The sequence below is a fragment of the Azonexus hydrophilus genome, from assembly GCF_001956855.1.
Taxonomy (GTDB): Bacteria; Pseudomonadota; Gammaproteobacteria; order Burkholderiales; family Rhodocyclaceae; genus Azonexus; species Azonexus hydrophilus_A.
Genome location: NZ_MTHD01000003.1, coordinates 457,884 through 482,654, shown reverse-complemented (window position 1 = coordinate 482,654; position 24,771 = coordinate 457,884). Strand labels below are relative to the sequence as shown.

Genomic DNA, 24,771 nt, shown 5'->3' with positions numbered 1-24,771 from the left:
TTTCGTTACCTTGCATTGGATACCGCGCGCATAATCCGTGGGGAAATATCAATTCAATAACAGTTTTACTTCACAAACCATGACCACAGCCCTTACAGACAACGCGACTTTGACTGGCGTTCAGCGCATTCTTGGACAAGCGCCGTCAAGGAGTACAGATTCGATAGATGTCGATCTGGTGGCTTTCGAGAACTTCGTTCAGGCGCGACTTTTCTATGACGACTTGGCAGTCATAGATGACTACATCCCAGGCCTCCGTGAAGGCCGGCGCCAAGCGTTCCCTCAGGTAACGCACATCGATCCGGCTGCTCTTGGGCTACAGCAAGTCGCAGCCACGGCCGACACCATTGCAGCAGGTATTCGACCGAAGATTCATGGAGGGAACTTTGCTAATAACGAGTTCCAAGCGCTTTTTGAATTACTTCAGTCCCACATGGTTTGCACATGGGATATCGGGAGCAGTATCTACCACCTTACCTTGAAGGTGCTTGCGGAGGAAGGAAGCCAAGAATTCCGCAAATATGGGGCCGTCGCTACTGCCATTTTCCAAGAGCTTGGTGATGCCAAGAATGCCGGACAATGGATAAAGCCGGATGTCGAACTGGTTGACCGGTATGGAAATCCTATTACCAAGGACTACAAGGTGCCTGATGCGCGTTGGGGGATCGGCGAAACCGGGCCAGTTAGCGGCGCAATTCCCGCCTTCGTTGCATCGCTAGTTTGGATCGCGAACAGAGCTATCTTCTATACCCTCGCGGCAGCACACCTTAAAGCAGACTCGTTTCTTTATCCGATTCGTCAAGCCTACCAACAGCACTACATCGCGCAGCGCTTTCAATACCATGCGGATTTTCCTCGACGACTCGTCAAGCAAGTTTCGATGTCACTCAGCAGAGATATTGCGGAGGTCCACACCGCAGGCTCGCCAATACTCGCAGCATGCGACTTACCGGTGTTCTCTGCTTGGCTCGCGCAGCAATGCGGAGACCCCTCTGCGGCAATCCACGCCCTAGAGGAGATCAGATTGGACAAACCTTTCGTTGAAGCGCGTGCTCAGTTAAACGAACTTCACGAAGCATTCCACGATCAGTCATTGGCCCAAGGCAATCGCAGGCTCGAAAAACTCACTGCTGCGGTGCAGCGTGTATCTGCCTCAATGCGGGAGAAGTATTCCGTCAAGACCCGCCAAGGTGTACCAGTTACCCGGCTCATCACCGTGTATAACGCCATAGGAGGCATGGCCGGTCTCCCCCCCTTTCCAGACATCGATCTAAAGGTGCCACTTCCACCGTTTCTTAGAGATATGCGCCGCGAGGTAGGGTTTTGTGCAATCTATCGCAACGTCATTAACGACCTTGCCGTGGTTGCATCACTTGGGGAACTGCACGATGTAATGGCCCGGCGAGTGGAGATCGATCCGAAGGTTGTAGCCTACTCCCCAAAAGCGGAGAATCCCCGGTTTCGTAGGAGCCATTCACAGTTCAAGAGCCCAATGTGAAGCCTAAGCTGGTCTTTCAGCCCGGCCCCCACGTGCTTTAGGCTGCGCTGGCTAACCAGAGAGTTCAATGTCTGCTTTCCCTGAGTCCGATTGACCGCTTCGGGTCGGAAGCAGGTATTCACCAGATGAAGAAGCTGCCGTTCGAGGAGGTCAGAAGCTGAACGGCAGGTCTGCGCGAGATTGCTGCCTGACACCAGCCCATGGGCCAATAGCCGGATTGGCCGAAAGCCCGACTCACCCATTTTCCCAATATTTCACCCGTCGACCGCAACAATCACATCCAACCGCTCACCCCACGCGGTCTTCTGCGCATCATCGACAAAACTCGCTTCAAAACTGTTGTCGGCAATGCATTGCCGGGTTGCGGTGTCGAAGCGGAAGGCGGTCAGGCCGATCCGGCGGCGGCCGGCTTTGGCTTACCTGGCTGCCGCCTGAGCCCGAGCCTTGGTGGCGGCCTGGGCTTCGATGAAGACCTGGATGGACCAGGCGAGCTCCTGCGGCAGGACGTCCTGCCAGGGCGGCATATGCATGACGCCAACGATGGTCTTGCCGTGACGCACGGTTTTGGCGAAATAGGCGTCCTTGTCGGCGATGCAGCGGGCCTTCAGGTCGGTGTTCACGATGCGCCAGCAGGCGCGGTTCAGGTTGCGCAGATCGGGCGCCGGCGCGGCGTTGGTGGCGGCGTCGGCGCCATGGCAGCGGGCGCAGGACTGGTTGTAGGCGACGCGGCCGATTTCGGGGGCGGCGGCTACGTCCCGGTAGGGGTTGCTGTCGCGCCATTGCTGGCCGAGCGGCGGCAAGGCCGAATAGTCGACGTCGGGCGGGGTGGCGATTTCGATGGCGTGCACTGTGCCGGCAAAGAGCAGCGCGAACAGGCCGGCAAACAGGGAAAGCTGGGGGATTTTCATGGCGTTCACCAGTCGGTCGGGCAGCCGGTGCAGCCCGTGAAGTCGGCATCCTGGAATACCGCATAGCGGCGATAGGTGCCGCTCAGGTCGGCGCCGCGCAGATTGACGGTGTAAAGCTTGGCTTCCTGGAGGTTGGCGTCGACCAGACGGGCCCGTTCGAACCAGGCGAAGTTTGCCTTGGCTGCTTCGAGGTTGGCAGCGGTCAGATCGGCGTCGGTGAAATCGGCGCGGAAGAGCCGGGCAAATTCGAGGTCGGCGCCAACCAACCTGGCCTTGCGAAAGGTGGCGGTGGGGGCCGAAGCCTTGCTCATGCGGGCGCCGGTGAGGTCGGCGCCATCGAAATTGGCACCGGCGAGCATGGCCCCGCGCAGGTCGACGCGGGCCATGTTGGCACCACGAAAATCGGCACCGGCCAGGTTCTTGCCGGAGAGGTCGGCATGACGCAGGTCGGCACCGGGACAACGGGTATGCGACCAGATGGCACAACCATTGATCACCGGTGGATCATTCCCTTCATCGGCGGCGACATGGGTTGCTACGGTAGCCATGCTCATCATGGCAACGATCAGATATCGCAACATGGTCTGCTTTCATCGCTTGTCGTAAAAACCGGCCAGCCGTAACCGGCCGGTTTGCGAAGGCCTGAGCTGTTTAGCGCTTGCCCTGCGTGAGCACCTTGGGCAGCTTGAATACCCACATCGAACCGCCCTGCGTCACCTGCTTGGTCAGTTCGGCCATGTCACCACCCCACAGCGGCACGGCGCCGCCGTAACCGGACTGGATGCCGACATACTGCTCGCCGTCCATTTCCCAGGTCACCGGGACGGAAACCACGCCGGAGCCGGTCTGGAACTTCCACAGCTCCTTGCCGTTCTTCGCATCGAAGGCCTTGACGTAGCCGTCCGAGGTGCCGGTGAACAACAGGCCACCGGCGGTGGTCATGGTGCCGGCCCAGAGCGGGAATTTCTCCTTGTGCTCCCAGGCGATCTTGCCGGTCTTCGGATCGATGGCGCGCAGGATGCCGACGTGGTCGTCGAACAGGCGCTTGATGCGGAAGCCCTGGCCGAGATAGGCGGAGCCGGCCTTGTAGGTCAGCTTTTCGGTCCAGTAGTCCATCGCCCAATGATTGGCCGGGATGTAGAAGAGGCCGGTCTGCTGGCTGAAGCTCATCGGCATCCAGTTAGTGCCGCCGAGGAAAGGTGGCGAGACGAAGATCGAATCGCCCTTCTCGGCACCATCCTTTACCTTGGGCGGGCGGTTGTCCTTCTCGATCGGCTTGCCGGTCTTCAGGTCGAAGCCGGAGGCCCAGGTAATGCCGTCAACAAAGGGCCAGGCGCCAATCAGCGAGGTCGGCTTGTTCGGATAGCCGGCACCGTTGGTCAGCTTCTCGCGGTCGGTGACGAAGAAGAAGCCGTTACGGTCGGCGTGTGCCGAGGCCTTGACCAGCTTGCCTGTCTTCGGATCCTTGTATTCGAAAAGGACCACCGAGTTGTTGCCGGAGAAGTCCCAGGCGTCATTCGGGGTGTGCTGGAAGAAGCCCTTGAGTTCGCCGTTGCTGGCGTCAACATACGCCTGGCCCGAGGTGAACAGGCTGTCCCAGTTGCGCGGGTCGTCGCCTTCCTTGGTCCGGTGCCAGGTGTTCCACGGCGCCGGGTTGCCGCTGCCGATGACCACCATGTTCTTCTCGACGTCGTAGCTGGCCGTCTGCCACGGGGCGCCACCGCCCTGATGCCAGGCCTCGACCAGCTTGCCGTCCTTGTCACGTGGCCAGGACGGCGCTTCCTTGTCGCCGGTCGGGGTCGATTCCTTGCCGTTCAGGCGGCCCATGTGGCCTTCGACCATCGGCCGCGCCCAGACTTCCTCGCCGGTCTCCGGATCGCGGGCAAACAGCCAGCCGACGACGCCGAATTCGTCACCCGACGAACCATGCACCAGCAGCACCTTGCCGCTCTTCTCGTCCTTCACGACGAAGGGTGCACCGGTCATCGTGTAGCCGACCTTGTGGTCGCCGAACTTCTTGCGCCAGGCAACCTTGCCGGTGTTCTTGTTGAGCGCGACGATGGCGGCGTCGAGCGTGCCGAAGTAGATATTGTCGCCGTAGATGGCGGCGCCACGATTGACCACGTCGCAGCAGGGGCGGATGTCGTCGGGCAGGCGGGCTTCATATTCCCACAGGCGTTTGCCGGTGCGGGCATCGATCGCGAAGATGCGCGAATACGACGCGGTGACGTAGATCACGCCATCGTGCACCAGGGCCTGAGCTTCCTGGCCACGCTGCTTTTCGCCGCCGAAGGAAAAGCTCCACGCCGGCACCAGGTGCTCGACATTTTTCGTATTGATCTGGGTCAGCGTGCTGAAGCGCTGGGCCTTGAGCCCGAGACCGTAGGACAGCACATCCTGGGTGGTCTTGTCGTCGTTGAGGATGTCTTCCCAACTCACGGACTTGGCAGCCATGACCGGGGTGCAGAAGGAAGCGGCCAGTACGGCAGCCAGCAGCGTGGGGCGGGTATTGAACCGGGTCGATTTCATGTTTTCTTCGTCTCCAGAAGGGTGTCCTTGCGTTCCCGATGCTTCGGGCCGGCCCGGGTTTGACACCAGGCGAGCCGAGTATCGGGGACAGCTTGCGGCGATGTCTCGGGAGATCGACGGCGGCAAACCGGGAGTTTTTCCCGGATTTTCCGGGTGGCCGGCACGGAACCTGCAGAGCGGCAAGCATTGTTCTCAACGTTGGAAATCGCATGACGCAGGAAAAAAAGATCATCTTGTTGTTCGCCGCCTTGCTCGGCGGAATGCTGCTGAGCAGCCGGTTTGAAGACAGTGTTCGACTTTGCATCACCTTGTTGCTTCTTTCTGGAGCATGCGTGTTCATTCTCCGGCACGTGCTGCGTCCCTGGCGCGAACACGAAGCCGGCCTGCATCGCCTGATCCAGCAACTGCAGGCGGCACAGGACGAGGAGAGAGAATCTCTGGCAAGGGATTTGCATGACGGGTTGGGCCAGAGCCTGACCGTCATTGGTTTGACCGCAGCATTTCTCGAGCGCAACGCCGACCGGCTGAATCCGGCACTGCTTCGTGAGTATGCCGGCGACTTGCAACGCGATCTGCAGGCATGCCGGCGACAACTGCAGGAAATCCTGCGGCCTCGGCAGAGCGGAGGCCTGACAGCAGACGAACTGGTCACGGCATTGCAGGAACTGGTTAGCTGCTGGCAGCAACGGGCGACCGGCATCGAATTTCAGTTGTCGATGCCGACCGCGTTGCCTGAAGTGGACGGTGAAGTCGGTCTGACCGCCTACCGGCTGGTCCAGGAAGCACTGACCAACGTGGTCCGGCATAGCGCCGCTCGCTGTTGCCGTATTGCCGTCGTGCCTGGCCGGGGGGAGTTGCAGTTGCGCATTGAAGATGACGGCCGGGGTATGGCCGTTGCAGCAAACAGCGGTCTGCACTGCGGATTGCTCGGGATAAGGGAACGCCTGACAAAGATCGGCGGCCACCTGAGTTTATCGGGTGCAGCAGGCCAGGGCATGCACTTGCAGGCCCGGCTGCCGTTACCGAACAGCGTAGCAAGGAGGAGTTAGAGACATGATTCGCATCATTCTGGTCGATGACCATGCCGTCGTTCGCAATGGTTACCGGCGTCTGCTCGATGCCGAACCAGGCCTGCAGGTCGTCGGCGAAGCCGGCAGCGCCGACGAAGCCAACAGCCTGATCCTGCATACCGAAGCCGATGTCGCGCTGGTCGACCTGAGCCTGCGCGGCAGCAGCGGCATTGAGGCGATCCGCGGCATGTTGCTGCGCCAGCCGAAACTGAAAATCCTGGTCCTGTCGATGCACGATGGCGCCAGTCACATCACTCAGGCCCTGCGTAGCGGCGCACTCGGCTACCTGACCAAGTACTGCGAGCCGGCTGACGTGATCGACGGTATCCGCCGAATTGCCTGCGGCAAGCGGGTCTTCTCGCCGGAAATCGCCCAGGTCCTGGCCGAGGAGGCGATCGACGGCGACGGCGCGCTGGCCCACCTGACGCCGCGTGAATTCGAAGTGCTGCGCATGCTGGCACATGGCGAATCAGCGATCAGGATCGCCAGTTCCATGCATGTCAGTCCCAAAACCGTCCTCAACTATCTGTCGCTGATCCGGCAAAAGCTCGATGCCGACAGTGATTTCAAATTGCTCCACCTGGCCGCCCGCCATGGCCTAGTGGACATCCATCACGCGCTCGGCGCCTGAACCCCACAACAGCATTCACCACACCCGGAGACCAAAATGAAGTCATTGAAATTCGCCCGCATCCTGGGCGCCCTGCTGATCGGTGCAGCCAGCACGCTGGCCGGCGCCGCCGATCACGCCACCCCGCGCGAAGCCCGCGCCCTGTTCAACGAAGCCGTCGCCTACCTGAAGGCCAACGGCAACGAGAAGGCCTGGGCTGCCTTCAACAACCGCAAGGGGCATTTCGTCAAGAAGGACCTCTATGTTTACGTGATCGACCGCCAGGGCACCTACGTCGCCAATGGCGCCGCCCCGGACAGCCTGATCGGCCTCAAGGTGCTCGACAGCGTCGATGCCGCCGGCTCGCCGCTTTTTCGCGAGATGATCGCAGTTACCGAAAAGCAGGCAGAAGCGCGCATTCGTTATGTCTGGCTCAACCGCAAGAGCAACCGTGTCGAACCCAAGTTCGCCTGGCTGCATCGTCAGGGCGATTACATACTCGGCGTTGGCTATTACGCCGTACGCTCGACCGCCGACGACGCCCGCAAACTGCTCGATGCCGCCAGCGCACAGATCCGCAAGCAGGGTCTGGCCGCGGCACTGGAAAGCTTCAACGACACCAAGGGCCCTTTCGTGCGCGATGACCTCTATGTCTTCGCCGTCAATCTGCAAAGCGGCAGATTCGAAGCCCATGGAATGAATCCGAAATGGACCGGCACTGACGCCAGCGACCTGCACGACGTCGAAGGCAAGCCGCTGATCCGGGAAATGCTCGAACTGGCCCGAAGCAAAGGCGAAGGCACGGTGGACTACGTCTGGCGCAACCCGGTCACCAACGCAGTCGAGCAAAAGCGCAGCTTCGTTCGGCGTGAAAACGGCAGCATGATCGGCGTCGGCTTCTACCGCGAATAGCCCATCACCACCCCACCACACCCTGCCGGCCGCCGCGCCGTGCAGGGCGCACTCCCTCTGTTCGACGCCCGGTTTTACTTGCGCAATAGCTGCTGCTTCATTTCGCTCCATCCTTGAGCAACTGTCCAGAAACAGAGCGTGCAGGCAAGTGCCCTGCACGGGCGCGAAATACTGGTCGTTGCCTGAAAATAGCCGCCCGGTAAAGGTTTGGTCGATTTTCCCCGGTTCGAATTCAATCTGGCACAGCCCTCGCAACAAGCAGGTTTCCATGCCATCGCAGCGATGGCAGCGGGGGAACGCTGTCCGGGTAGAACACCCTGGCAGCACACATCATTGAAAACATCTGGAGACAATTCATGACAAGAAAATTCATCGCACTGGCCATAGCGGCGGCAGCCTCGGGTAGCACCTTCGCACAGGCCAATGTCACCATCTACGGCAACGTCGATATGGGCTGGATGTATCGTAGCGGCAATAATGGCGCAGTTGCATCCGGCAAGTCGCAACGTGACCTGCAGAGTGCCGGCTCCCAGAGTCATATCGGCTTCAAGGGCACGGAAGATCTGGGCAATGGCCTCAAGGCAGTGTTCGATCTGCAGTACCGGATCGCCCCCGATACCGGAAGCGGCCTGAACCAAGCCGGACACCAGTACGTCGGCGTGAGCGGGGGGTTTGGTACGCTGGTTGCCGGCTATCTCGATGGCCTGCGTTATGGCATCTACGGAAAATACAACCCGTTCGGCAACTACTCGGTGGGCAATTTTGCTTCGATGACCACCCAGTACGACCGTGCGGCCAATGCAGTGGCCTACATCTCTCCCGCTTTCAGCGGCTTCACGCTGATCCTGGCTGCTGCAACCAACACTCAAGGTGCCGAAGGCAGCTTGAATGGCGTTCATACAACTGCAGGTGTGGCAACCAAGGGCAACAATGGTGATGACCGCCTGTTCTCCGCTAACCTGATCTACGCAGACGGCCCTTTGAGTGTCGATCTCGACTATGAAACTACCACAGCCGTAGGTTATTCCAATAGCCGCCTTTACGTTGCAACGACTGGTGTTTCGTATGACTTCGGTGCGCTGAAGATTTCAGGCGTATACGACATCATCAAGGGCGACCCGAACTCGCTGATTGGCGGGAACATTGATCTGGATGCCACGACTGCAGGCAATCAAACCCTTGGCGGACTGGCTGCTGGACAGAGCTACAACCGTCAAAACTGGTTCGTTGGCGCGGAAATACCCTTCGGCAAGGCGAAGGCTCTGGTCAGCTACGGCCAGGTCAAGGATCGCACCCTGTCTGACGCCGACGCCCGCAAATGGGCGATCGGTGCGCGCTATACGCTGTCCAAGCGGACCGAACTGTATGCCGATTATGCTCAGATCAAGAACGACAGCAATGCGAGTTTCACCATCAACCCGATGGGCAATTCGCTCGGTTTGAGCGGTGCTGGCATCAAGGGATTGGCGATGGGGATGAAACACAGCTTCTGATGCCGACCTGACGCGCTGCACGGGCGACGCGTCAGGCCTGATTTTCTTGGCGACTGTTGCTCCACATTTGAACAGTCGTTGATCCATTGAGCAGCCCCAGCCGAACCTCCACCGAAGAAAAAATCGCAAACACATGATTTATCGACGATTTTAAAATCAAACTCAGGGTGGCACACAGCATGCACACCAGTATCACGAGTCGCGCTGAATCTTCCCCTGATGTATTCGCCGGCCTTGAAAAACTGTTCGCAACCCATTTCGAGAACACTGGAGACAAGATGATCTACGCAGCCCCCGGCACCGCTGGTGCAAAAATCGCCTACAAGGCCAAGTACGAGAACTTCATCAACGGTCAGTGGACGGCCCCGGTCAAGGGCCAGTACTTCGACGTGGTGACGCCGGTCAACGGCAAGGTTTACACCCAGGTTGCCCGGTCGACCGCAGAAGACATCGAACTGGCGCTCGACGCCGCCCACGCCGCCTTCCCGAAGTGGGGCAAGACCGATGCCGCGACGCGCTCGAACATCCTGCTGAAGATCGCCGACCGCCTCGAAGCCAACCTCGAACTGCTCGCCTACGCCGAGACCGTCGACAACGGCAAGCCGATCCGCGAAACGCTGAATGCCGACATCCCGCTCGCCGTCGACCACTTCCGCTACTTCGCCGGCTGCCTGCGCTCGCAGGAAGGTGGCATCTCGGAAATCGACGAGAACACCATGGCCTATCACATCCATGAGCCGCTCGGCGTCGTCGGCCAGATCATCCCGTGGAACTTCCCGATTCTGATGGCCGCCTGGAAGCTCGCCCCGGCACTCGGTGCCGGCAACTGCGTTGTCTTGAAGCCGGCCGAATCGACGCCGATCTCGATCCTGATCCTGATGGACCTGATCGCCGACCTGCTGCCGCCGGGTGTGCTCAACATCGTCAACGGCTACGGCCGCGAAGCCGGCATGCCGCTGGCGACCAGCAAGCGCATCGCCAAGATCGCCTTCACCGGCTCGACCGCGACCGGCCGCGTCATTGCCCAGGCCGCTGCCAACAACCTGATCCCGGCGACGCTGGAACTGGGCGGCAAGTCCCCCAACATCTTCTTCGCCGACGTCATGGACAAGGACGACGGCTTCCTCGACAAGGCCATCGAAGGCCTGGTGCTGTTCGCCTTCAACCAGGGCGAAGTGTGTACCTGTCCGAGCCGCGCCCTGATCCAGGAATCGATCTACGAGAAGTTCATGGAACGTTGCCTGGCCCGGGTCGCCGCGATCAAGCAGGGCTCGCCGCTCGACACCGAAACGATGATGGGCGCGCAGGCGTCGCAGATCCAGATGGACAAGATCGAGTCCTACCTGAAACTGGGCAAGGAAGAAGGCGCCGAAGTGCTGATCGGCGGCGAACGTGCCCAGCTCGACGGTGATCTGGGTGGTGGCTACTACATTCAGCCGACACTGTTCAAGGGCCACAACAAGATGCGCATCTTCCAGGAAGAAATCTTCGGGCCGGTACTCGCCGTCACCACCTTCAAGGACGAAGCCGAAGCCCTGGCCATCGCCAACGACACGCAGTACGGTCTCGGCGCCGGCGTCTGGAGCCGCAATGGCAACGTCGCCTACCGCATGGGTCGCGCCATCCAGGCCGGCCGCGTGTGGACCAACTGCTACCACGCCTACCCGGCGCATGCTGCCTTCGGCGGCTACAAGGAATCCGGCATTGGGCGCGAGACCCACAAGGTCATGCTCGACCACTACCAGCAGACCAAGAACCTGCTGGTCTCCTACGCCGAACAGAAGCTCGGCTTCTTCTGATCATCTCGATCTCCCTCCTTGTCCGTATGTGGGCAATTCGGGGGCGGGCAACCGCCCCTTTTTTTTCTGAAAAATTTACTGGAGACTCCATGAAAAAAAACATCCGATCGGCCAGCGCCCTGCTCGTTGCCGGCAGCTTGCTCGCCCTCACCCTGCCGGCCCAGGCCAGCGAAGCCATCGTCAAGAAGGCCCGTTGCGTGGCCTGCCATGCCATCGACGCCAAGCGTGTCGGCCCCGCCTACAAGGAAGTGGCGGCCAAGTACCGCGGCGACAAAAAGGCACCGACGCAGTTGTTCGACAAGGTTCGCCACGGCGGCAGCGGCAACTGGGGCACGGTCCCGATGCTGGCACACCCGGCCGACAAGATCAGTGACGATGATCTGCAACAGGCGATCGCCTGGATACTGGCACTCGAATGAATACGAATTGGCCGGCGGGCATCCTCGATGTCCGCCGGCCATTTTTTGCCTGCCCGGTCAGTAGACCGTAGATTGCGCTGTCATGCAGCAACTGTTCATTTTTTGCACAACTTTCCGGGCAGCATGCGCCCCAGTATCCCGTCGCGTAGCCAGACGTGCTTCAGTACACCGGCCAGATGCAGAAGCACAAGCGCTGCTCCTCCCCACACCAGCCATTGGTGCGTTTGCTTGAACCAGGCGTTGAGCGCTTCATCGGGCGCTACAAGGCGCGGCAACTCGACCCCGAAGAACTTCATCGCGAAAGGCGTGAAGGACGAGGCCAGATAGCCGGCCAGCGGTGCCAGCAGCAGGAAGCCATAGAGCGCGCCATGCGTCGCGCCGGCCAACCGGGCCATCGGGCCGACCAGTGGCGACGGCGGTGGCGGGTGACGCAGCCGCCAGCCGATCCGGATCAGCGTGAGCAGCAGGACGAGCAGTCCGAGCGACTTGTGCAGGCCATAGGCGGCACCGCGCTCAGCCCCCTTGGGCAGGTCGGTCATCATCCAGCCGAGCCACAGCAGCCAGACGATCAGGATCGCCTGGCCCCAGTGCAGCAGCATCGCCTCCCGGCTATAGCGGGCGCCGCTCATGCTGCGCACGCCCGGAAAAGCGGATCATTCCTCATGGACGGTCTCGAGCCACGCACGAATCGCCCACATCGCTTCCTGGCTGAGCAGGCCGTCGAACGGCGGCATGTACACCCGACCAGCACGCACCGCGCCATTGCGGATGCGCGGCAAGTAGATTTCATCGCCTTCATCGCCTTTGGGCAGATAACGCAGATCGGGGGCGATACCGCCGGAGACGGCTCCCAGACCATGACAGCGTGCACAATTCTGATTGAATGCGGAATCACCGATGCGAATTGCTGTCTTATCCCCGCGATAGGGGTTGGAAACCTGCCAGTCGGTACCGAGCTGCTTCAAACCGGTGGTATCGACTGCCTGTGGAACCACGTCGCCGTGGGCAAAGACGGTCGCCGAAGCGGACAGGAACAGGGTGGCGAACAAAGCGCCAGCGGAATACTTGGAATTCTTCACGGGGTCTCCTATGGTGAGGGCAAATGACAGCTTGTGCTGAAGCTGTCTGCAAAGCCTGTGCCAGTCACCGTCCATTGCCCGCCAAAGCGCGGAAGCTTGCTTGTAGCTGACGCACGGCAGGAACCAGAAACTGGCATCCGACTTGCTTCGAGAAGCGTGAAGTTGCGCAGCGCATTGCTCACAAACTGGGCAGGTGCTACGTTATGAAACAAAAGACAAAAATACCTATATCTGGAGCCCGGAGGAGAGATGGGACAAATTCAAGTCGTGGCCGGCCTGCACGGTCCGCGCCTGCGCGAAGCACGGCAGGCATTTTTCGAGCGCGGGGAATTGCCGGAAGGACTGATCGACCCGCTCATCCTGCGTTCCTGGGAACGCTGCCGTCGTTTCGGCCTGACCGAGAACTTCGCCCTGCCCGGGGTCGAATCGCTCGACCGGGTTGCACTGAAGACCGAGCAGCTACGCAACCGCTACCTGCTGCAACAGTTGCGGCCGATCATGGAACATGTCTATGAGCAGATCCGCGACTCAGGCAGCATGGTCATCCTGGCCGACGCCAACGGCCTGTTGCTCGATACCGTCGGCGACCCTGATTTCGTCGATCGCGCCGACCGCATCGCGCTCGCCCCCGGAGCGTCATGGGACGAAAACCAGCGCGGCACCAACGCCATCGGCACGGCGCTGAGCGAGGAGCGCCCGGTGGAAGTGCTCGGCGCCGAACACTTCCTCGAACACAATGGTTTCCTGACTTGCTGCGCCAGCCCGATCTTCGGCCCGGACGGCACGCTGATCGGCGTGCTCGACATCTCCGGCGACTACCGGGCGACGCAGCGGCACACCCTGGGCCTCGCCCGGCTGTCCACGGCGCTGGCCGAGAAACGCCTGTTCGAGTCGGCGCACGCCAGCGACATCATCGTCTGCTTCCATGCCCGCCCCGACTACCTGGGCAGCCCCAAGGAGGGGCTGGCGGCGGTGACGGCGGACGGACAGGTCAAGGCAATCAATTACAACGGTCTGGAAATCCTCGGCATCCGGCGCGTCGACGCGGTACGTCGCGATTTCTCGATGGTCTTCGAACACAACCTCAGCACATTGATCGACCGCCAGCGGCAGAACCCCCAGGGCCACACGACGATCACGGTGAACGGCCGGACGATCAATCTGGTCCTGCGCGGCAACCTGCCCGCGCCGTCCGCCGCCGGTCGCGTTTACGATGTCGAGGCCGGCAGTCGCCCGGCCCCCGCCCGACGCAGCGAAGCGCCCTGCCCGCAGCGCCTGACGCTGGACACGATCAATACCGGCGACCCCCGCCTGCAACTGGCAATCGACCGCAGCCGGCGGATGCTCGGCCGCGACATCCCGATCATGATCCAGGGCGAATCCGGCGCCGGCAAGGAAATGTTCGCCAAGGCCTTCCACAACAGCGGCCCGCGCGCCGATGGTCCGTTCGTCGCCCTCAACTGCGCGTCGATCCCGGAGAGCCTGATCGAATCCGAGCTGTTCGGTTACCAGGGCGGCGCCTTCACCGGCGCGCGCAAGGAAGGCGCCCCCGGAAAAATCCAGCAGGCACATGGCGGCACACTCTTCCTCGACGAGATTGGCGACATGCCGATGAGCATGCAGGCGCGCTTGCTGCGCGTGCTGCAGGAACGCGCCGTGACGCCGCTGGGCAGCACCCGGGAAATCCAGGTCGACATTTCGCTGGTCTGCGCCACCCACCGCAAGCTGCGCGAGGAAGCCGCCCGCGGCAACTTCCGCGAGGATCTCTACTACCGCCTCAACGGCATGAGCGTCACCTTGCCGCCGCTGCGCGAGCGTAGCGACATCCGCCAACTGGTGGCCAAGCTGGCCACCAGCGAAAGCTGCGAACGCGGCCCGGTCCGCTTCACCGAAGGCGCGCTGCAGGTAATCGAGCGTTATGCCTGGCCGGGCAACATCCGCCAGTTGTTCAACGTGATCCGGGTCGCCATCGCCCTGCTCGACGACGACGAGACCACGGTCCACGAATCGCACCTGCCGGAAGAACTGTTCGAAGCACCGCTGGCCTTGCCGGGAATCGGTAACGAACCGCAGTGGGCTGCGGCACCGCTGGAAAACCCGGTCGGCAGCCTGGAAGAAATCGGCCGCCAGCTGGCGCAGCGGGCGCTCGACCAGAGCAACGGCAACGTCTCGGCCGCCGCCCGACAGCTGGGCATCAGCCGCAACACGCTGTACCGCAAGCTTGGTCGTTTATGACAGCAACGGATTTCGACTGAGCGCCACGCTGACGATATAGGCGTAAGCCAGCACCGCCAGCACCACGAAACGCAGGCGGACCGCCTTGGTCCTGCCGCGCTTCAAGGCCATCATGCCGAAGCCGATATAGGCCAGCAGGCCAAGCACCTTGGCCGTCAGCCAGCCGTGCACGAACGGGTACTGCCCGCTCATCCAGACCATCAGCAGCGCACTGCCCAGCAGCAAGGTATCGACAAGATGCGGCAGGCTGCGTGTCAACCGATGCTGCAGCAGGGGCGAAGCTGCCAGCATCCAGTAGGCGCGCAATGCGAAACCGGCGCCGCTGAGCACGACGCAAGTGACGTGGAGATGCTTGAGCAGCAGGTAGCTCATGACGTGCCGGCGAGACGGTGGCGGCGGTGCCGCAATGCGGCCTGCAGCAGGTTCCAGCCAAGCCAGCCGCCAGCCAGCGCGAAGATCATGCCGGCCGGCAAGGCCAGGCGATCGGGCTGGAAGACTGCTGCGGTCAACAGGGCAAAAGCAGCAAAAAAGGTCCGCATCTGGCGCTGCATTTCCCCATCGTCGAGCAACTTGTTCATCGACGGCACCGGCTTGCCCGGAACGGCTGCCTGATGCTGCAGATTGAACCAGAGCAGGAAAGGGATGATCTTGTACAGCATGCCGATGATGAAGGCCAGAAAGCCACCGACCAGGATCAGCACACCGAACAGCAGCGGCCACGCCGGTGCCGTCGACAAGGCCGGCAGGAAAGCATCAAGCAGCAACATCAGCAATGCCGCCAGCGAGGCGTACAAGCCGCCTTGCCAGTAACGGAAGGTACAGTCGGCGCGCGCCCGCCGCCGGCCGGACTGCAATTTCAGCGTCTGCAGTACGAAGGCCACGCCGCTGAGCGCGAGCAAGCCTTGCGCACCGCGTGCCAAGCCGTCGGCGTCAAGCAACACCGAAATGCTCCACAGGACAAGTGCCAGTACCACGGCCACCGGGAACCACCACGCCGGTCGTGCCGGATAACCCGGTGTCAGCTGGAACATCGGGACCACCACATAAGCCACCGCCGCCAGCAGGATTCCGGACCAGCCAGCCAGCCCCCAGCCTGCATGCAGATTGGCCAGCGCCGGCAAGGGCACGGCCCAGCCGCCGGCCAAGGCCAGCAGCATGAACAGCCCGGAACCACCAGCAATGGCGAGGGCCAGCAGCGACAGCTTCAGGCCGCGGATCGCCGGGCTGGTCGATGGCACGCGGAAGATCGCCCAACCGGCGGCGGCGATGAATACCAGCAGGCTGATCGCCAGCAGCAGTCCGGCGCCATACAGCCACGCCGTTGAACCGGCCAGGAAGCCAACGGCCAGCGCCAGCGTCCCCAGGCTGAGCCCGGGATGGACGATGGCCGCGATCAACGCCGGCCGGGCCAGGTTCGCCCCAGCAAGTACCGGCAGGATCTGGATCAGCGCGCCGAGCATGACCTGCAGCATGAAACCGATGGTCAGCAGATGGGTCGCCGCCAGCGCGGCCGGCGTCCACCGGGAGGCAAACAGCGCTTCGCCCTCGACCGCAACCAGCAGCCCGGCCAGCACGAGGAACAGCGGTGCCGTCAGGAAGAAACGCAGCGGCGCCGACAACGGCGGGCTTTGATCGAAGGACAACAGGGCCTGCTTGGGCTGCATCGGCCGCGCTCAGCAGGTGATGCGGACGGCGAATGTCCCGTCAGGCTGCAGTTCTGTCTGCCAGCGATGGCCATTCTGCTGCAACACCCGGTACAGCGGATGCGGCTCGCGATAGAGCAGCAGCAGCATTTCCTCACCCGGTTGCAGGGTGTCGAGCATTTCCATGGTCGCCACGAAAGGTTGCGGCGGCTCCATGAAACGGGCATCTACGGTACGTTCGGCGGGGAATTCCATCAGGCGCCCTTCAATTCGGCCTGCAGACGCTCGACCAGGAGACCGCTGCTGTCGGCAAGCTGCTGGTCGCACATCGGATAGAGCACGTTTTCTTCCTTCATGTTGTGCTGCTGCATCATGATCAGCAGGGTTTCCGCCTGGCCGAAGAATTCTTCGGAATTTCCATCCTGCAGCGCGTCGACCGCAGCATCGATGAGCTCGCGCATCTGCCCGTGCTCCATGCGCATGACCTGGGTCGGTCCCATGCTCATGCCGGTACGCGCCTCGAACGCTGGAAACAGCGTCTGCTCCTCACCGGCAAAATGGCGGAAGACAGCGTCGCGAAACTGCCCGAAAGCAGCGCCGGCTGCTGCCAGATCGCCTGCATTGGCGGATTGTTCGGCAGCAGCGAAGAGGTCATCGCAGTGGCGATGATCCTCCATCAGGAAATCTCGAATGGTCATGTTGGTGTCCGACGGGGTTGAGGTGTATCAGCATTTTCTGCTTTGCGCACCGGCCGCGGCATTGATTGGCATCAAAGCCTCCGGCAAAACTCAGGCGCCGAGGATACCGACCTGCAACTCGTCGAACCAGTTGATGAAGCGCTGGACATCCGCTCCCTGATAAATGGCGCCATGCTGCGGACAAAGCAGGTCGATGTCCATCTGCGCGACGCGCTCGCACCAGCGGCGCTTGGCCTCGTTCGATCCCATCCAGCGTTTGTGGAAGCCCTCGGCGTAGCGGATGTGGGTATCGAAATTGTCGACGAACAAGGCATCGTGGCCTGCTGGCAGCAAGGCTGCACCGACATCGCCGGAAAACAGGATTTTTGCCCGCCGGTCGTAGAGGTGGAAATTACCCGACGAATGCAGGTAATGCGCCGGCAGGGCCTGCAGCATCAGGCCATCGAGGGCGATGTCCATGCCTTCATCGGGCATGCTGACGAAGGTCTCGGCGGTTCCGCCGAAATGCGGAATGAAGCTGGCCCACAGCCAGCTGACGTAGCAGCGCATGCCCGGATTGAATTCCAGCCACAGGGCCAGCGACGAACAGATGTCGGGATCCTGGTGCGAAGCAAAGACGGCGCTCAGCGCCGACGGGTCGAATTCCCCGGAAAGCGCCGAAAAGACGGCGGGAAAAACCTCCGCCCCACCCGGATCGAGGAGCATGCCCTTGCCGCCGTGCAACACCAGATACTCGTTGGTATCGACCAGATGCCCCGGACGCTCCGGATCACGAACGATGGCAATCCACTTGTGATCGCCCTCCTGGAAAATCGTGTTGGTCTTCTTCACTCCGCCCCCGGAATCAGTTGGACTTGAAAAAATCTGAGCGCTGCAGGGCCTGCAGCGAATTGCGTATTTCCTCGACGACACCGTCGAACTCGCCCGAAACCTGCGCCAGCGATGCTGCAAAGCCCTGCCCGTAGGCAGCTTCGATCTTGGCCGACTTGGCCAGCACGCCGCCCAGTTCGACCAGCTGGAAGGCATCCTCCAGCGCCCGCTGCAACTGCCGGCGCAATCCGGCCAGGCGCTCCTGATGCTCGACGTTGGCCGCTTCCCGGCGGTGCACCACGACAGCCAATCCGGGCATGGACGACATCAGCACGGCATCGCGCAGCAGACGGGTGTGACGGATGTCCTGCAGCACCACCGAAACCTCGTTCACGCAACGGTGAATCAGTTCCGTCAGCGCTCCCATGCAGGTCCGCAGATCCTGGGAAAACACCCGCAGTTCATTGGACAGCACGCCGAAGCCAAGCGCCGCCGTACCGGCACGCTTGGCCAGGAAAATGGCGTTGAGCGCCATGATGTTGATCTTGAACGCGACGCCAACGACGGCCTTGATTTCCTCGTTGATGCGCACGATGCGCAGCAGATCGACACCGGCTTGCGGCTTGCCTGCTGCGGTCGACACCATCGCCGTACTCATTTTTCCAGGACGTAGGTACCGGGTGCATCGGCCAGTGCGGGGTACTTGCGGTTGGCGGCCGGATAGGCCTCGACCGCTTCACCCGTGCGTTCGCCAAGCCATGCTGTCCAGTCTTCCCACCAGGTTCCCGGCTTCTTCTCGGCGCGCTCGAACCAGTGCTCCCAATGTTCGTTGCGTTCCGGCTCGGCGATCCAGTAGGCACGCTTCGGTGGTTTGGCCGGCGGATTGACGATGCCCAGGATGTGCCCGGAAGTCGACAGCACGAAACGGACCGGCGCCTTGACATTGACGTACTTGCGTATGCGGTAGCACTGCTTCCACGGTGCGATGTGGTCGTCCTCGGCGGTCACCGCATAGAGTGGCTGGACGATGCGGTCGAGATCGATCGCCTCGCCGGCAATCGTCAGCTTGTCGCGCTTGATCAGGTTGTTGTGCAGGTACATCTCGCGCAGGTAATAGGAATGCATGGCCTGCGGCATGCGCGTCGAATCGACGTTCCAGAACAGCACGTCGAACGGTGGCAGCGGTTCGCCCAGCAGGTAACTGTGCACCCAGTAGCTCCAGATCAGGCTGTTCGAGCGCAGCAGGCGGAACGACGTCGCCATCTCGGTACCGTCGAGGTAGCCCTTCTTGGCCATCGACTCTTCCAGCGCACCAACACAGGCCTCGTCGATGAAGACATCGATGTCGCCCGGATGCGAGAAATCGGTCAGCGTGGTGAACAGGGTCCAGTGCGCAACCGGCACCTTGTCCTCGCCGAAACGCTTGTTGGCCCAGGCCATGTAGGTGGATACCAGCGTACCGCCGATGCAGTAGCCAACCAGATGCACCTTCGGCTGCTTGCAGAACTCGGCGGCAACGCGCACGACTTCGTTGACGCCTTCAAGCAGGTAGTCGTCAAAGCGGATGTCGCTCAGGTCCTCGCCGGGATTCTTCCAGCTGGTGATGAACACCGAGAAACCCTGGTCGGTCAGGTACTTGACCAGACTCTTCTTGGCATTCAGGTCGAGGATGTAGAACTTGTTGATCCACGGCGTGACGATGACGATGGGCATCGCCTTCACTTTTTCCGTCGTCGGCGTGTAGTGGATCAGTTCGACCAGGCGGTTGCGGAAGACAACCTTGCCCGGCGTCGTCGCCAGGTCCTTGCCGACAGTGAAGGCATCCGGCTCGACCATCTGGATGTTCTTGGCCTTCATGTCGCGCTGGAAATTGGCCCAGCCCTGGCGCAGGCTTTCGCCGTTGGTCGCGACACAGCGCTCCATGGCTACCGGGTTGGTCCAGAAGGCATTGGTCGGCGCCACCATGTTCAGCCACTCGCGCAACCAGAAGGCAGCGCGCCGGCGCTCCTTGTCCGACAGGCCGGGGGTTTCGAAGAACATGTCCTGCAGGCGACGGGTAAAGGCCAGATACCACTCCTTGGTGATGTCCCAGGAGGCGGAATCGGTCCAGACCGGATCGGCAAAGCGCGCATCGTCGGCGTTTGGCTGGATCACGTCATCCGACGGAATCCCCATGGCCCGCCGCATGACGTGCGACTGCAAGGCGATAAGATCGCCGGACAGGGCGTTGACCGCCCGCGACAGCTCCTGCGGATGCATCATCCAGGCGACCTGCGCGTTGAGCAGCGAAGTCGTCATCCCGAACGGATCAATCGCCTTGCTGACAGCTTTCCCGATCGACTCCGCGGGACTCAGGCTGCCCAGATCGAGGCTGTCGTGTTTGGCTGCAGAATTTCCGGACATCTTGATACTCCTATCGACTGGCTACTGCCATCTTACAGCGTGACGAAGCTGCCGGGTTGCGGCAAATGGACTTCCGGCCAGCCGAAACGGGCGGTGATGGCGCGGGCAAAATCGGCCGATGCCCCGGCTTCGCCATGGACCACGAAAACCTTGCCAGGCGGCTTGCGAAACCCGCCCAGCCAGTCGAGCAAGGCCGCCTGGTCGGCATGGGCAGACAGCCCCCCGACGGTGCATATCTTTGCCCGGACCGGTACCGTTTCACCGAAAATGCGCACCAGCTTCGCCCCATCGACCAGGCGCCGGCCCAACGTTCCGGCGGCCTGGAAACCGGCTATCAATATCGTGCATTCGCTGCGTCGCAGGTTCTCACGCAGGTGATACTTGATCCGTCCGGCATCGCACATACCGCTGGCCGAAATGATCACGGCGCCATGGCGGATCTCGTTCAGTTGTCGTGAGCGCTCGACATCGGCGACGAACTCGATGGCCATCCGGTGCGGATGCGCCTGTTGCCAGTCGATCAGTTCGCAGGTTTTCGCATCGAGCAGATTGCGGTGATCGAGCGTGATGCGCGTCGCCGAACTGGCCATCGGCGAATCGACATAGACTTTGAGCGGATCGAGCCGGCCGCGCCGGACCAGATCGGCCAGCAGGTAAAGGATTTCCTGCGTCCGGCCGACGGCAAAGGCCGGAATGATCACGTTGCCGCCTGCCGCCCAGGTCCGTTGAAAGGCAGCAACAATCTCTTCTTCGGTTTCGCCAAAAGGACGATGCAGGCGATTGCCGTAGGTCGATTCGATGAGCAGCGCATCGGCCGTCAGCGGCGGTTTTTCCGGGTCGTTCAATACCGGCCGCCCGGGCATGCCGAGATCGCCGGAAAAAACCAGTTTCCGCGGTCGACCGCCGGAATTGACGGTAATTTCAAGCGATGCCGAACCGAGAATATGCCCCGCATCATGAAAGCAGACTTCGATTCCATCGACCGGATGCAAACGTTGACCATAGTTCACCGGCTGCAGCAGCTTGAGTGCGCTCAGCGCCTGGACCACCGTATAGAGCGGCGGTTGAATGCCACGTTCGCTGCGACCGCGGCGATGGCGGTTGCGCAACTGCCACTCGGCTTCTTTTTCCTGGATGTGCGCGCTGTCCGGCAGCAATACGTCGACCAGCGCCTTGGTCGCCGGCGTCGCATAGACCGGTCCGCGATAACCCAACATGCTCAGGCGCGGCAGCAGGCCTGAATGGTCGATATGGGCATGGGTCAGCAGGACGAAATCAAGCCGGCGCACGTCAAAACCGAAATCGAGCGCCCGCTCGTTCTTGCGTCGCGCTTCGGAACCGCCCTGGAACATGCCGCAATCAACCAGGAAACGAAACTCGCCGGTATCCACCAATGTACAGGAGCCGGTCACTTCGCCAGCCGCACCAAAAAAGCCTAGTCGCATGTTTATAATCCTCCCGACTTGGCGTAGCATGAACCCCAATAAGGCGGAAAGCAACGCCAGCAGACCATCTCAGGAGGTAAAGCATGTTCAGGCACATTCTCGTTCCGACCGACGGCTCCGAACTCTCCCGCGCCACCGCAAAACGCGCCGTCGCCTTTGCCAGCGAAGCCGGCGCCAAGGTCACCGCGTTCTACGCCAAGCCCGAGTACCCGATTGCCTATTTCGGCGAAGGCGCCCTGATCGATCCGACCACCCCGGAAAAATTCACCGAAATGGCCGATCAGCAGGCTACCGAATTCCTCGGCGAAGTCGCCGCCTGGTGCCAGGAAGCCGGCGTCGAATGCAGTACGCTGTCGGCAACCAGCGACATTCCGTACGAAGCCATCATCGACGCAGCGGACAAATCCGGTTGCGACCTGATCTTCATGGCCTCGCACGGCCGGCGTGGCATCAGCGGTTTCCTGCTGGGCAGCGAAACGAACAAGGTCCTCACCCATTCCAAGGTACCGGTCCTCGTCTATCGCTGACCCCTGCCGCAGCGCCCGGATTCCTGCGCCGGCGATCCGCCATTCATTCCCGTGGTCGTCGGCCGCGGCCCGTTGATGCCTTTCATCCGCTCACGATTCAGTTTCCAGCGCCAGATACTCCTGCCGGTCAGCATGGCGCTGCTTGGGCTACTGCTCGTCTTCGCCCTCGGCTTCTGGCTTTATCTTGGCCAGATTGAACTTGCCCGGACGCTGCAGACGACCAGCCAGGTCCGGATCGCCTGGGACAGGTTGCAACAGGAGAACACCCAGCACCTGCACTGGTTCGCCCGCGAAAGCGCAGCCGACCCGCAACTGCGCGAGGCCATGCAGCGTGGCGACAGCGATACCCTGCTCACCCTGACGCGACAACGCTTTGCCGAATTGCGCGAACAATTCGGCATCAGCCACTGGTATTTCATCCGACCGGACCGGCATACGCTGTTGCGCGTCCACGCACCGCAAAACAGCGGCGACCTGATCAAACGGAGGACGCTGGCCGATGCCGCCGCCAGCGGCCGCCCGGTCAGCGGACTCGAACTCGGCCCGCTGGGCACCTATACCCTGCGCCACGTCCTTCCTTGGTACGACGGCGATCAACTGCTTGGCTACATCGAGATGGGCCTCGAAGTCGAATGGTTTGCCCGGGAAATCGAAAAGATCCTGCAAGTCGACATCATTACTGCGGTCGACAAGGCCTACACCAGCGAATCCGCCTTTGCCGCCGGCAAGCTGGCGCTGGGTTTCACCGGTTACTGGAACGAGCATCCGCAGATCGCCATCCTCGACCAGGGCAGGAAACGCCTGCCCGCGCACCTGGCAACCCGCTGGAATGCCAATCCCGGCGGCCTGCCGGATACGGTTTTTGCGGTAGACGATGCAGCCCGTTCGTGGTCGGCCAGCCTGCTTCCCCTGCCTGATCATGAACGGCGAGCGGTCGCATCACTGGCAATCCTGCGCGATGTCACGGCCGAACGTGGCGAAGGACTGCGCAAACTGCTGTTCGCCCTGCTGGTCGCCGGCGGCCTGGCAATGCTGCTCGGCCTGGCGCTATCGCGGCGCACCCGCGCCATCGAGCACGACTTGCAGACGGCACACGAGTCGCTGGAAGCCAATGAACAACGCTTCCAGGATATCTTCTCGACCAGTTCGGACTGGTGGTTCTGGGAAACCGATGCCGACCAGCGCTTTTCCTTTCTCTCCGACAACCTGTCCAGCCTGCTTGGCATTGATGCCCGGCAGATCATCGGGAAATCGCGCCGGGACATCATGTTGGCAAGCGATGCGCACGAACAGGCAAGAATCGATGCTCATTTTGCCGATCTGGATGCGCACCAGGCCTTCCATCGCTTCGAGTACCAGGCCCGTCTGCCCGATGGACGCATCGTCTGGCTCGCCGTCAGTGGTGTTCCGGTATTCGATCCTGCCGGCAATCTCCAGGGATACCGGGGCGCCGCATCCGACATCACGATACGGCACGAACGCGAGACCAGCGAAATCGATGCCCGCGAAGGTGCCGAAACCAAGTTCGCCGTCGCCCGCATCCTGCAGGAAACCGCTCGCCCGCTGAGCGAGCGCTTCGACGAGGTGCTCGCCGTCCTGTTCCAGATGCGCGGCATGAGCGGCAAACAACACGGCCGGATACTGCTGGCCACCGCCGAACAGGCAGTACGCCACTGCGCGTGGCAGGACGATGCCGGGAACTACCTGTGCGAGCGCGCCGCGACCACCGGCAAGCTCATCGTTTCCGACAACTGCGCGGCGGATAGCGGTCACTCCACAGACAATGCCGCGCACGGCCATTACCTTGTACCGCTGCTGCTCGGCAGTGAATGCCTGGGTGTGCTCTGTCTGCACACGTTGCCCAATCCGTCGCGCTCGCCGATCCGGCTGGACACGCTGCAACAGATCGGCGGCTTGCTGGCACTGGCGATCGCCAACGAACGTGCCCTGGCTGCCGAACGCGATGCGCTCGCTCAGGCAGCGGCGGCCAGCCGGGCGAAAAGCGAGTTCCTCGCCAACATGAGCCATGAGCTGCGAACGCCGATGAACGGCGTCATCGGCATGTGCGAATTGCTGCTCGATACGCCGTTGACCGCAGAACAGCGGGAATATGCGGAAATCGTCCAGCAGAGCGCCGGCTCGCTGCTCGGCGTGATCAACGACATCCTCGATTTCTCGAAGATCGAAGCCGGCAAGCTGCAGGTCGATTGCGTCGAATTCCGGCTGCCCTTCATCCTGCGCCAGACCTGCGATCTGCTTGCCGTTCTTGCCGCCGAGAAGCAGTTGGCCTTGCACTGCCAGCTCTCGCCCGCGATCCCCGAACAAGTCACCGGCGACCCGGCGCGCCTGCGTCAGGTCCTCAACAACCTGATCGGCAATGCGATCAAATTCACCTCGTCCGGCCAGGTGGACCTCGAGGTGGTACCCGACGCGGCTGGCCGGATCCGTTTCACCGTCCGCGACACCGGCATCGGCATGACGGCACAGCAGATTGAGCTCCTGTTCCAGCCATTTTCCCAGGGCGACAACTCGACCACCCGGCGTTTTGGCGGCACCGGTCTCGGCCTGTCGATCTCGAAACGGCTGGTGGAAATGATGGGCGGTGAAATCGGCGTCGACAGCCGCGAAGGCAGCGGTTCGGCATTCTGGTTCACGCTGCCGCTGGCCGCTGCCGGGCAGCCCGAGGCCTGACG

The 24,771-nt window shown here is 61.7% G+C and carries 23 protein-coding genes; 10 read left to right on the top strand and 13 right to left on the bottom strand.

The features are described from left to right. The first annotated feature begins 37 nt into the window (after positions 1–37). A complete protein-coding gene (locus BJN45_RS11025) occupies positions 38–1,498 on the top strand; it encodes a hypothetical protein (protein WP_205750572.1) in 1,461 nt (486 codons plus the stop codon). A gap of 416 nt (positions 1,499–1,914) precedes the next feature. Here the strand turns inward: BJN45_RS11025 and BJN45_RS11020 are convergent, their stop codons facing one another. The 3 genes from BJN45_RS11020 to BJN45_RS11010 all read right to left on the bottom strand — a co-directional run bounded on the left by BJN45_RS11020 (position 1,915) and on the right by BJN45_RS11010 (position 4,935). Beyond that, on the bottom strand, positions 1,915–2,406 hold the full coding sequence (locus BJN45_RS11020) for a c-type cytochrome (RefSeq protein ID WP_076095306.1): 492 nt from the start codon (positions 2,404–2,406) through the stop codon (positions 1,915–1,917). A gap of 5 nt (positions 2,407–2,411) precedes the next feature. Further along, positions 2,412–2,987 (bottom strand): pentapeptide repeat-containing protein, encoded by a 576-nt coding sequence (locus tag BJN45_RS11015; protein ID WP_076095122.1) that lies wholly within the window; start codon positions 2,985–2,987, stop codon positions 2,412–2,414. A gap of 70 nt (positions 2,988–3,057) precedes the next feature. Next, entirely contained in the window at positions 3,058–4,935 is a 1,878-nt protein-coding gene (locus BJN45_RS11010) for a methanol/ethanol family PQQ-dependent dehydrogenase (RefSeq protein WP_076095121.1), read from the bottom strand. A 209-nt stretch (positions 4,936–5,144) separates the two neighbouring features. On the opposite strand from BJN45_RS11010, the gene BJN45_RS11005 reads away from it, so the two are divergent. The 6 genes from BJN45_RS11005 to BJN45_RS10980 all read left to right on the top strand — a co-directional run bounded on the left by BJN45_RS11005 (position 5,145) and on the right by BJN45_RS10980 (position 11,238). Further along, the gene (locus BJN45_RS11005) at positions 5,145–5,984 is read left to right on the top strand and encodes a sensor histidine kinase (protein WP_076095119.1); all 840 of its coding nucleotides are present in this window, start codon (positions 5,145–5,147) and stop codon (positions 5,982–5,984) included. Positions 5,985–5,988: 4 nt separating this feature from the next. Beyond that, complete coding sequence (locus BJN45_RS11000; protein WP_170873075.1) at positions 5,989–6,636, top strand: response regulator; 648 nt, start codon at positions 5,989–5,991, stop codon at positions 6,634–6,636. 36 nt (positions 6,637–6,672) lie between these two features. After that, the gene (locus BJN45_RS10995; protein ID WP_076095117.1) at positions 6,673–7,527 is read left to right on the top strand and encodes a cache domain-containing protein; all 855 of its coding nucleotides are present in this window, start codon (positions 6,673–6,675) and stop codon (positions 7,525–7,527) included. A gap of 356 nt (positions 7,528–7,883) precedes the next feature. Further along, positions 7,884–9,020 carry a porin gene (locus BJN45_RS10990; protein WP_076095115.1) on the top strand — a complete coding sequence of 379 codons (1,137 nt, stop codon included), beginning with the start codon at positions 7,884–7,886 and terminating at the stop codon, positions 9,018–9,020. Between the two features lie 278 nt (positions 9,021–9,298). Beyond that, positions 9,299–10,819 carry an acetaldehyde dehydrogenase ExaC gene (gene exaC, locus BJN45_RS10985; protein WP_076095303.1) on the top strand — a complete coding sequence of 507 codons (1,521 nt, stop codon included), beginning with the start codon at positions 9,299–9,301 and terminating at the stop codon, positions 10,817–10,819. Positions 10,820–10,908: 89 nt separating this feature from the next. Further along, a complete protein-coding gene (locus BJN45_RS10980; RefSeq protein ID WP_076095113.1) occupies positions 10,909–11,238 on the top strand; it encodes a c-type cytochrome in 330 nt (109 codons plus the stop codon). A gap of 95 nt (positions 11,239–11,333) precedes the next feature. Here the strand turns inward: BJN45_RS10980 and BJN45_RS10975 are convergent, their stop codons facing one another. Together BJN45_RS10975 and pedF are read right to left on the bottom strand one after the other, a co-directional pair. Next, positions 11,334–11,867, bottom strand: coding sequence for a cytochrome b (locus BJN45_RS10975; protein ID WP_076095111.1), 534 nt, complete (start codon positions 11,865–11,867; stop codon positions 11,334–11,336). A 24-nt stretch (positions 11,868–11,891) separates the two neighbouring features. Then, positions 11,892–12,317 (bottom strand): cytochrome c-550 PedF, encoded by a 426-nt coding sequence (gene pedF, locus BJN45_RS10970; protein ID WP_240494549.1) that lies wholly within the window; start codon positions 12,315–12,317, stop codon positions 11,892–11,894. Positions 12,318–12,566: 249 nt separating this feature from the next. On the opposite strand from pedF, the gene BJN45_RS10965 reads away from it, so the two are divergent. Continuing rightward, complete coding sequence (locus BJN45_RS10965) at positions 12,567–14,552, top strand: sigma-54-dependent Fis family transcriptional regulator (RefSeq protein WP_076095107.1); 1,986 nt, start codon at positions 12,567–12,569, stop codon at positions 14,550–14,552. On the opposite strand, the gene BJN45_RS10960 is transcribed toward BJN45_RS10965, so the two are convergent. From BJN45_RS10960 to BJN45_RS10925, 8 genes are all read right to left on the bottom strand, one after another. After that, positions 14,547–14,924, bottom strand: coding sequence for a SirB2 family protein (locus BJN45_RS10960; RefSeq protein ID WP_076095106.1), 378 nt, complete (start codon positions 14,922–14,924; stop codon positions 14,547–14,549). The genes BJN45_RS10965 and BJN45_RS10960 overlap by 6 nt on opposite strands. Beyond that, the gene (locus BJN45_RS10955; protein ID WP_076095104.1) at positions 14,921–16,216 is read right to left on the bottom strand and encodes a hypothetical protein; all 1,296 of its coding nucleotides are present in this window, start codon (positions 16,214–16,216) and stop codon (positions 14,921–14,923) included. The genes BJN45_RS10960 and BJN45_RS10955 overlap by 4 nt, the downstream gene beginning before the upstream one ends. 9 nt (positions 16,217–16,225) lie before the next feature. After that, positions 16,226–16,450 carry a DUF2249 domain-containing protein gene (locus tag BJN45_RS10950; RefSeq protein ID WP_076095102.1) on the bottom strand — a complete coding sequence of 75 codons (225 nt, stop codon included), beginning with the start codon at positions 16,448–16,450 and terminating at the stop codon, positions 16,226–16,228. Next, positions 16,450–16,893, bottom strand: a complete 444-nt coding sequence (locus BJN45_RS10945; RefSeq protein ID WP_076095099.1) for a hemerythrin domain-containing protein — start codon at positions 16,891–16,893, stop codon at positions 16,450–16,452. The genes BJN45_RS10950 and BJN45_RS10945 overlap by 1 nt, the downstream gene beginning before the upstream one ends. A 90-nt stretch (positions 16,894–16,983) precedes the next feature. Further along, positions 16,984–17,724: an MBL fold metallo-hydrolase gene (locus BJN45_RS10940; RefSeq protein ID WP_076095098.1), complete on the bottom strand. Its 741-nt coding sequence runs from the start codon at positions 17,722–17,724 to the stop codon at positions 16,984–16,986. A 13-nt stretch (positions 17,725–17,737) separates the two neighbouring features. Then, a complete protein-coding gene (locus BJN45_RS10935; RefSeq protein WP_076095096.1) occupies positions 17,738–18,361 on the bottom strand; it encodes a chemotaxis protein in 624 nt (207 codons plus the stop codon). Then, a complete protein-coding gene (locus tag BJN45_RS10930; protein ID WP_083651211.1) occupies positions 18,358–20,106 on the bottom strand; it encodes a PHA/PHB synthase family protein in 1,749 nt (582 codons plus the stop codon). The genes BJN45_RS10935 and BJN45_RS10930 overlap by 4 nt, the downstream gene beginning before the upstream one ends. A 32-nt stretch (positions 20,107–20,138) precedes the next feature. Beyond that, a complete protein-coding gene (locus tag BJN45_RS10925; protein ID WP_076095094.1) occupies positions 20,139–21,551 on the bottom strand; it encodes an MBL fold metallo-hydrolase RNA specificity domain-containing protein in 1,413 nt (470 codons plus the stop codon). An 83-nt stretch (positions 21,552–21,634) separates the two neighbouring features. On the opposite strand from BJN45_RS10925, the gene BJN45_RS10920 reads away from it, so the two are divergent. Then, on the top strand, positions 21,635–22,078 hold the full coding sequence (locus BJN45_RS10920; protein ID WP_076095092.1) for a universal stress protein: 444 nt from the start codon (positions 21,635–21,637) through the stop codon (positions 22,076–22,078). 75 nt (positions 22,079–22,153) lie between these two features. Further along, positions 22,154–24,769 carry an ATP-binding protein gene (locus BJN45_RS10915; RefSeq protein WP_139326337.1) on the top strand — a complete coding sequence of 872 codons (2,616 nt, stop codon included), beginning with the start codon at positions 22,154–22,156 and terminating at the stop codon, positions 24,767–24,769. Positions 24,770–24,771: the final 2 nt, after the last annotated feature.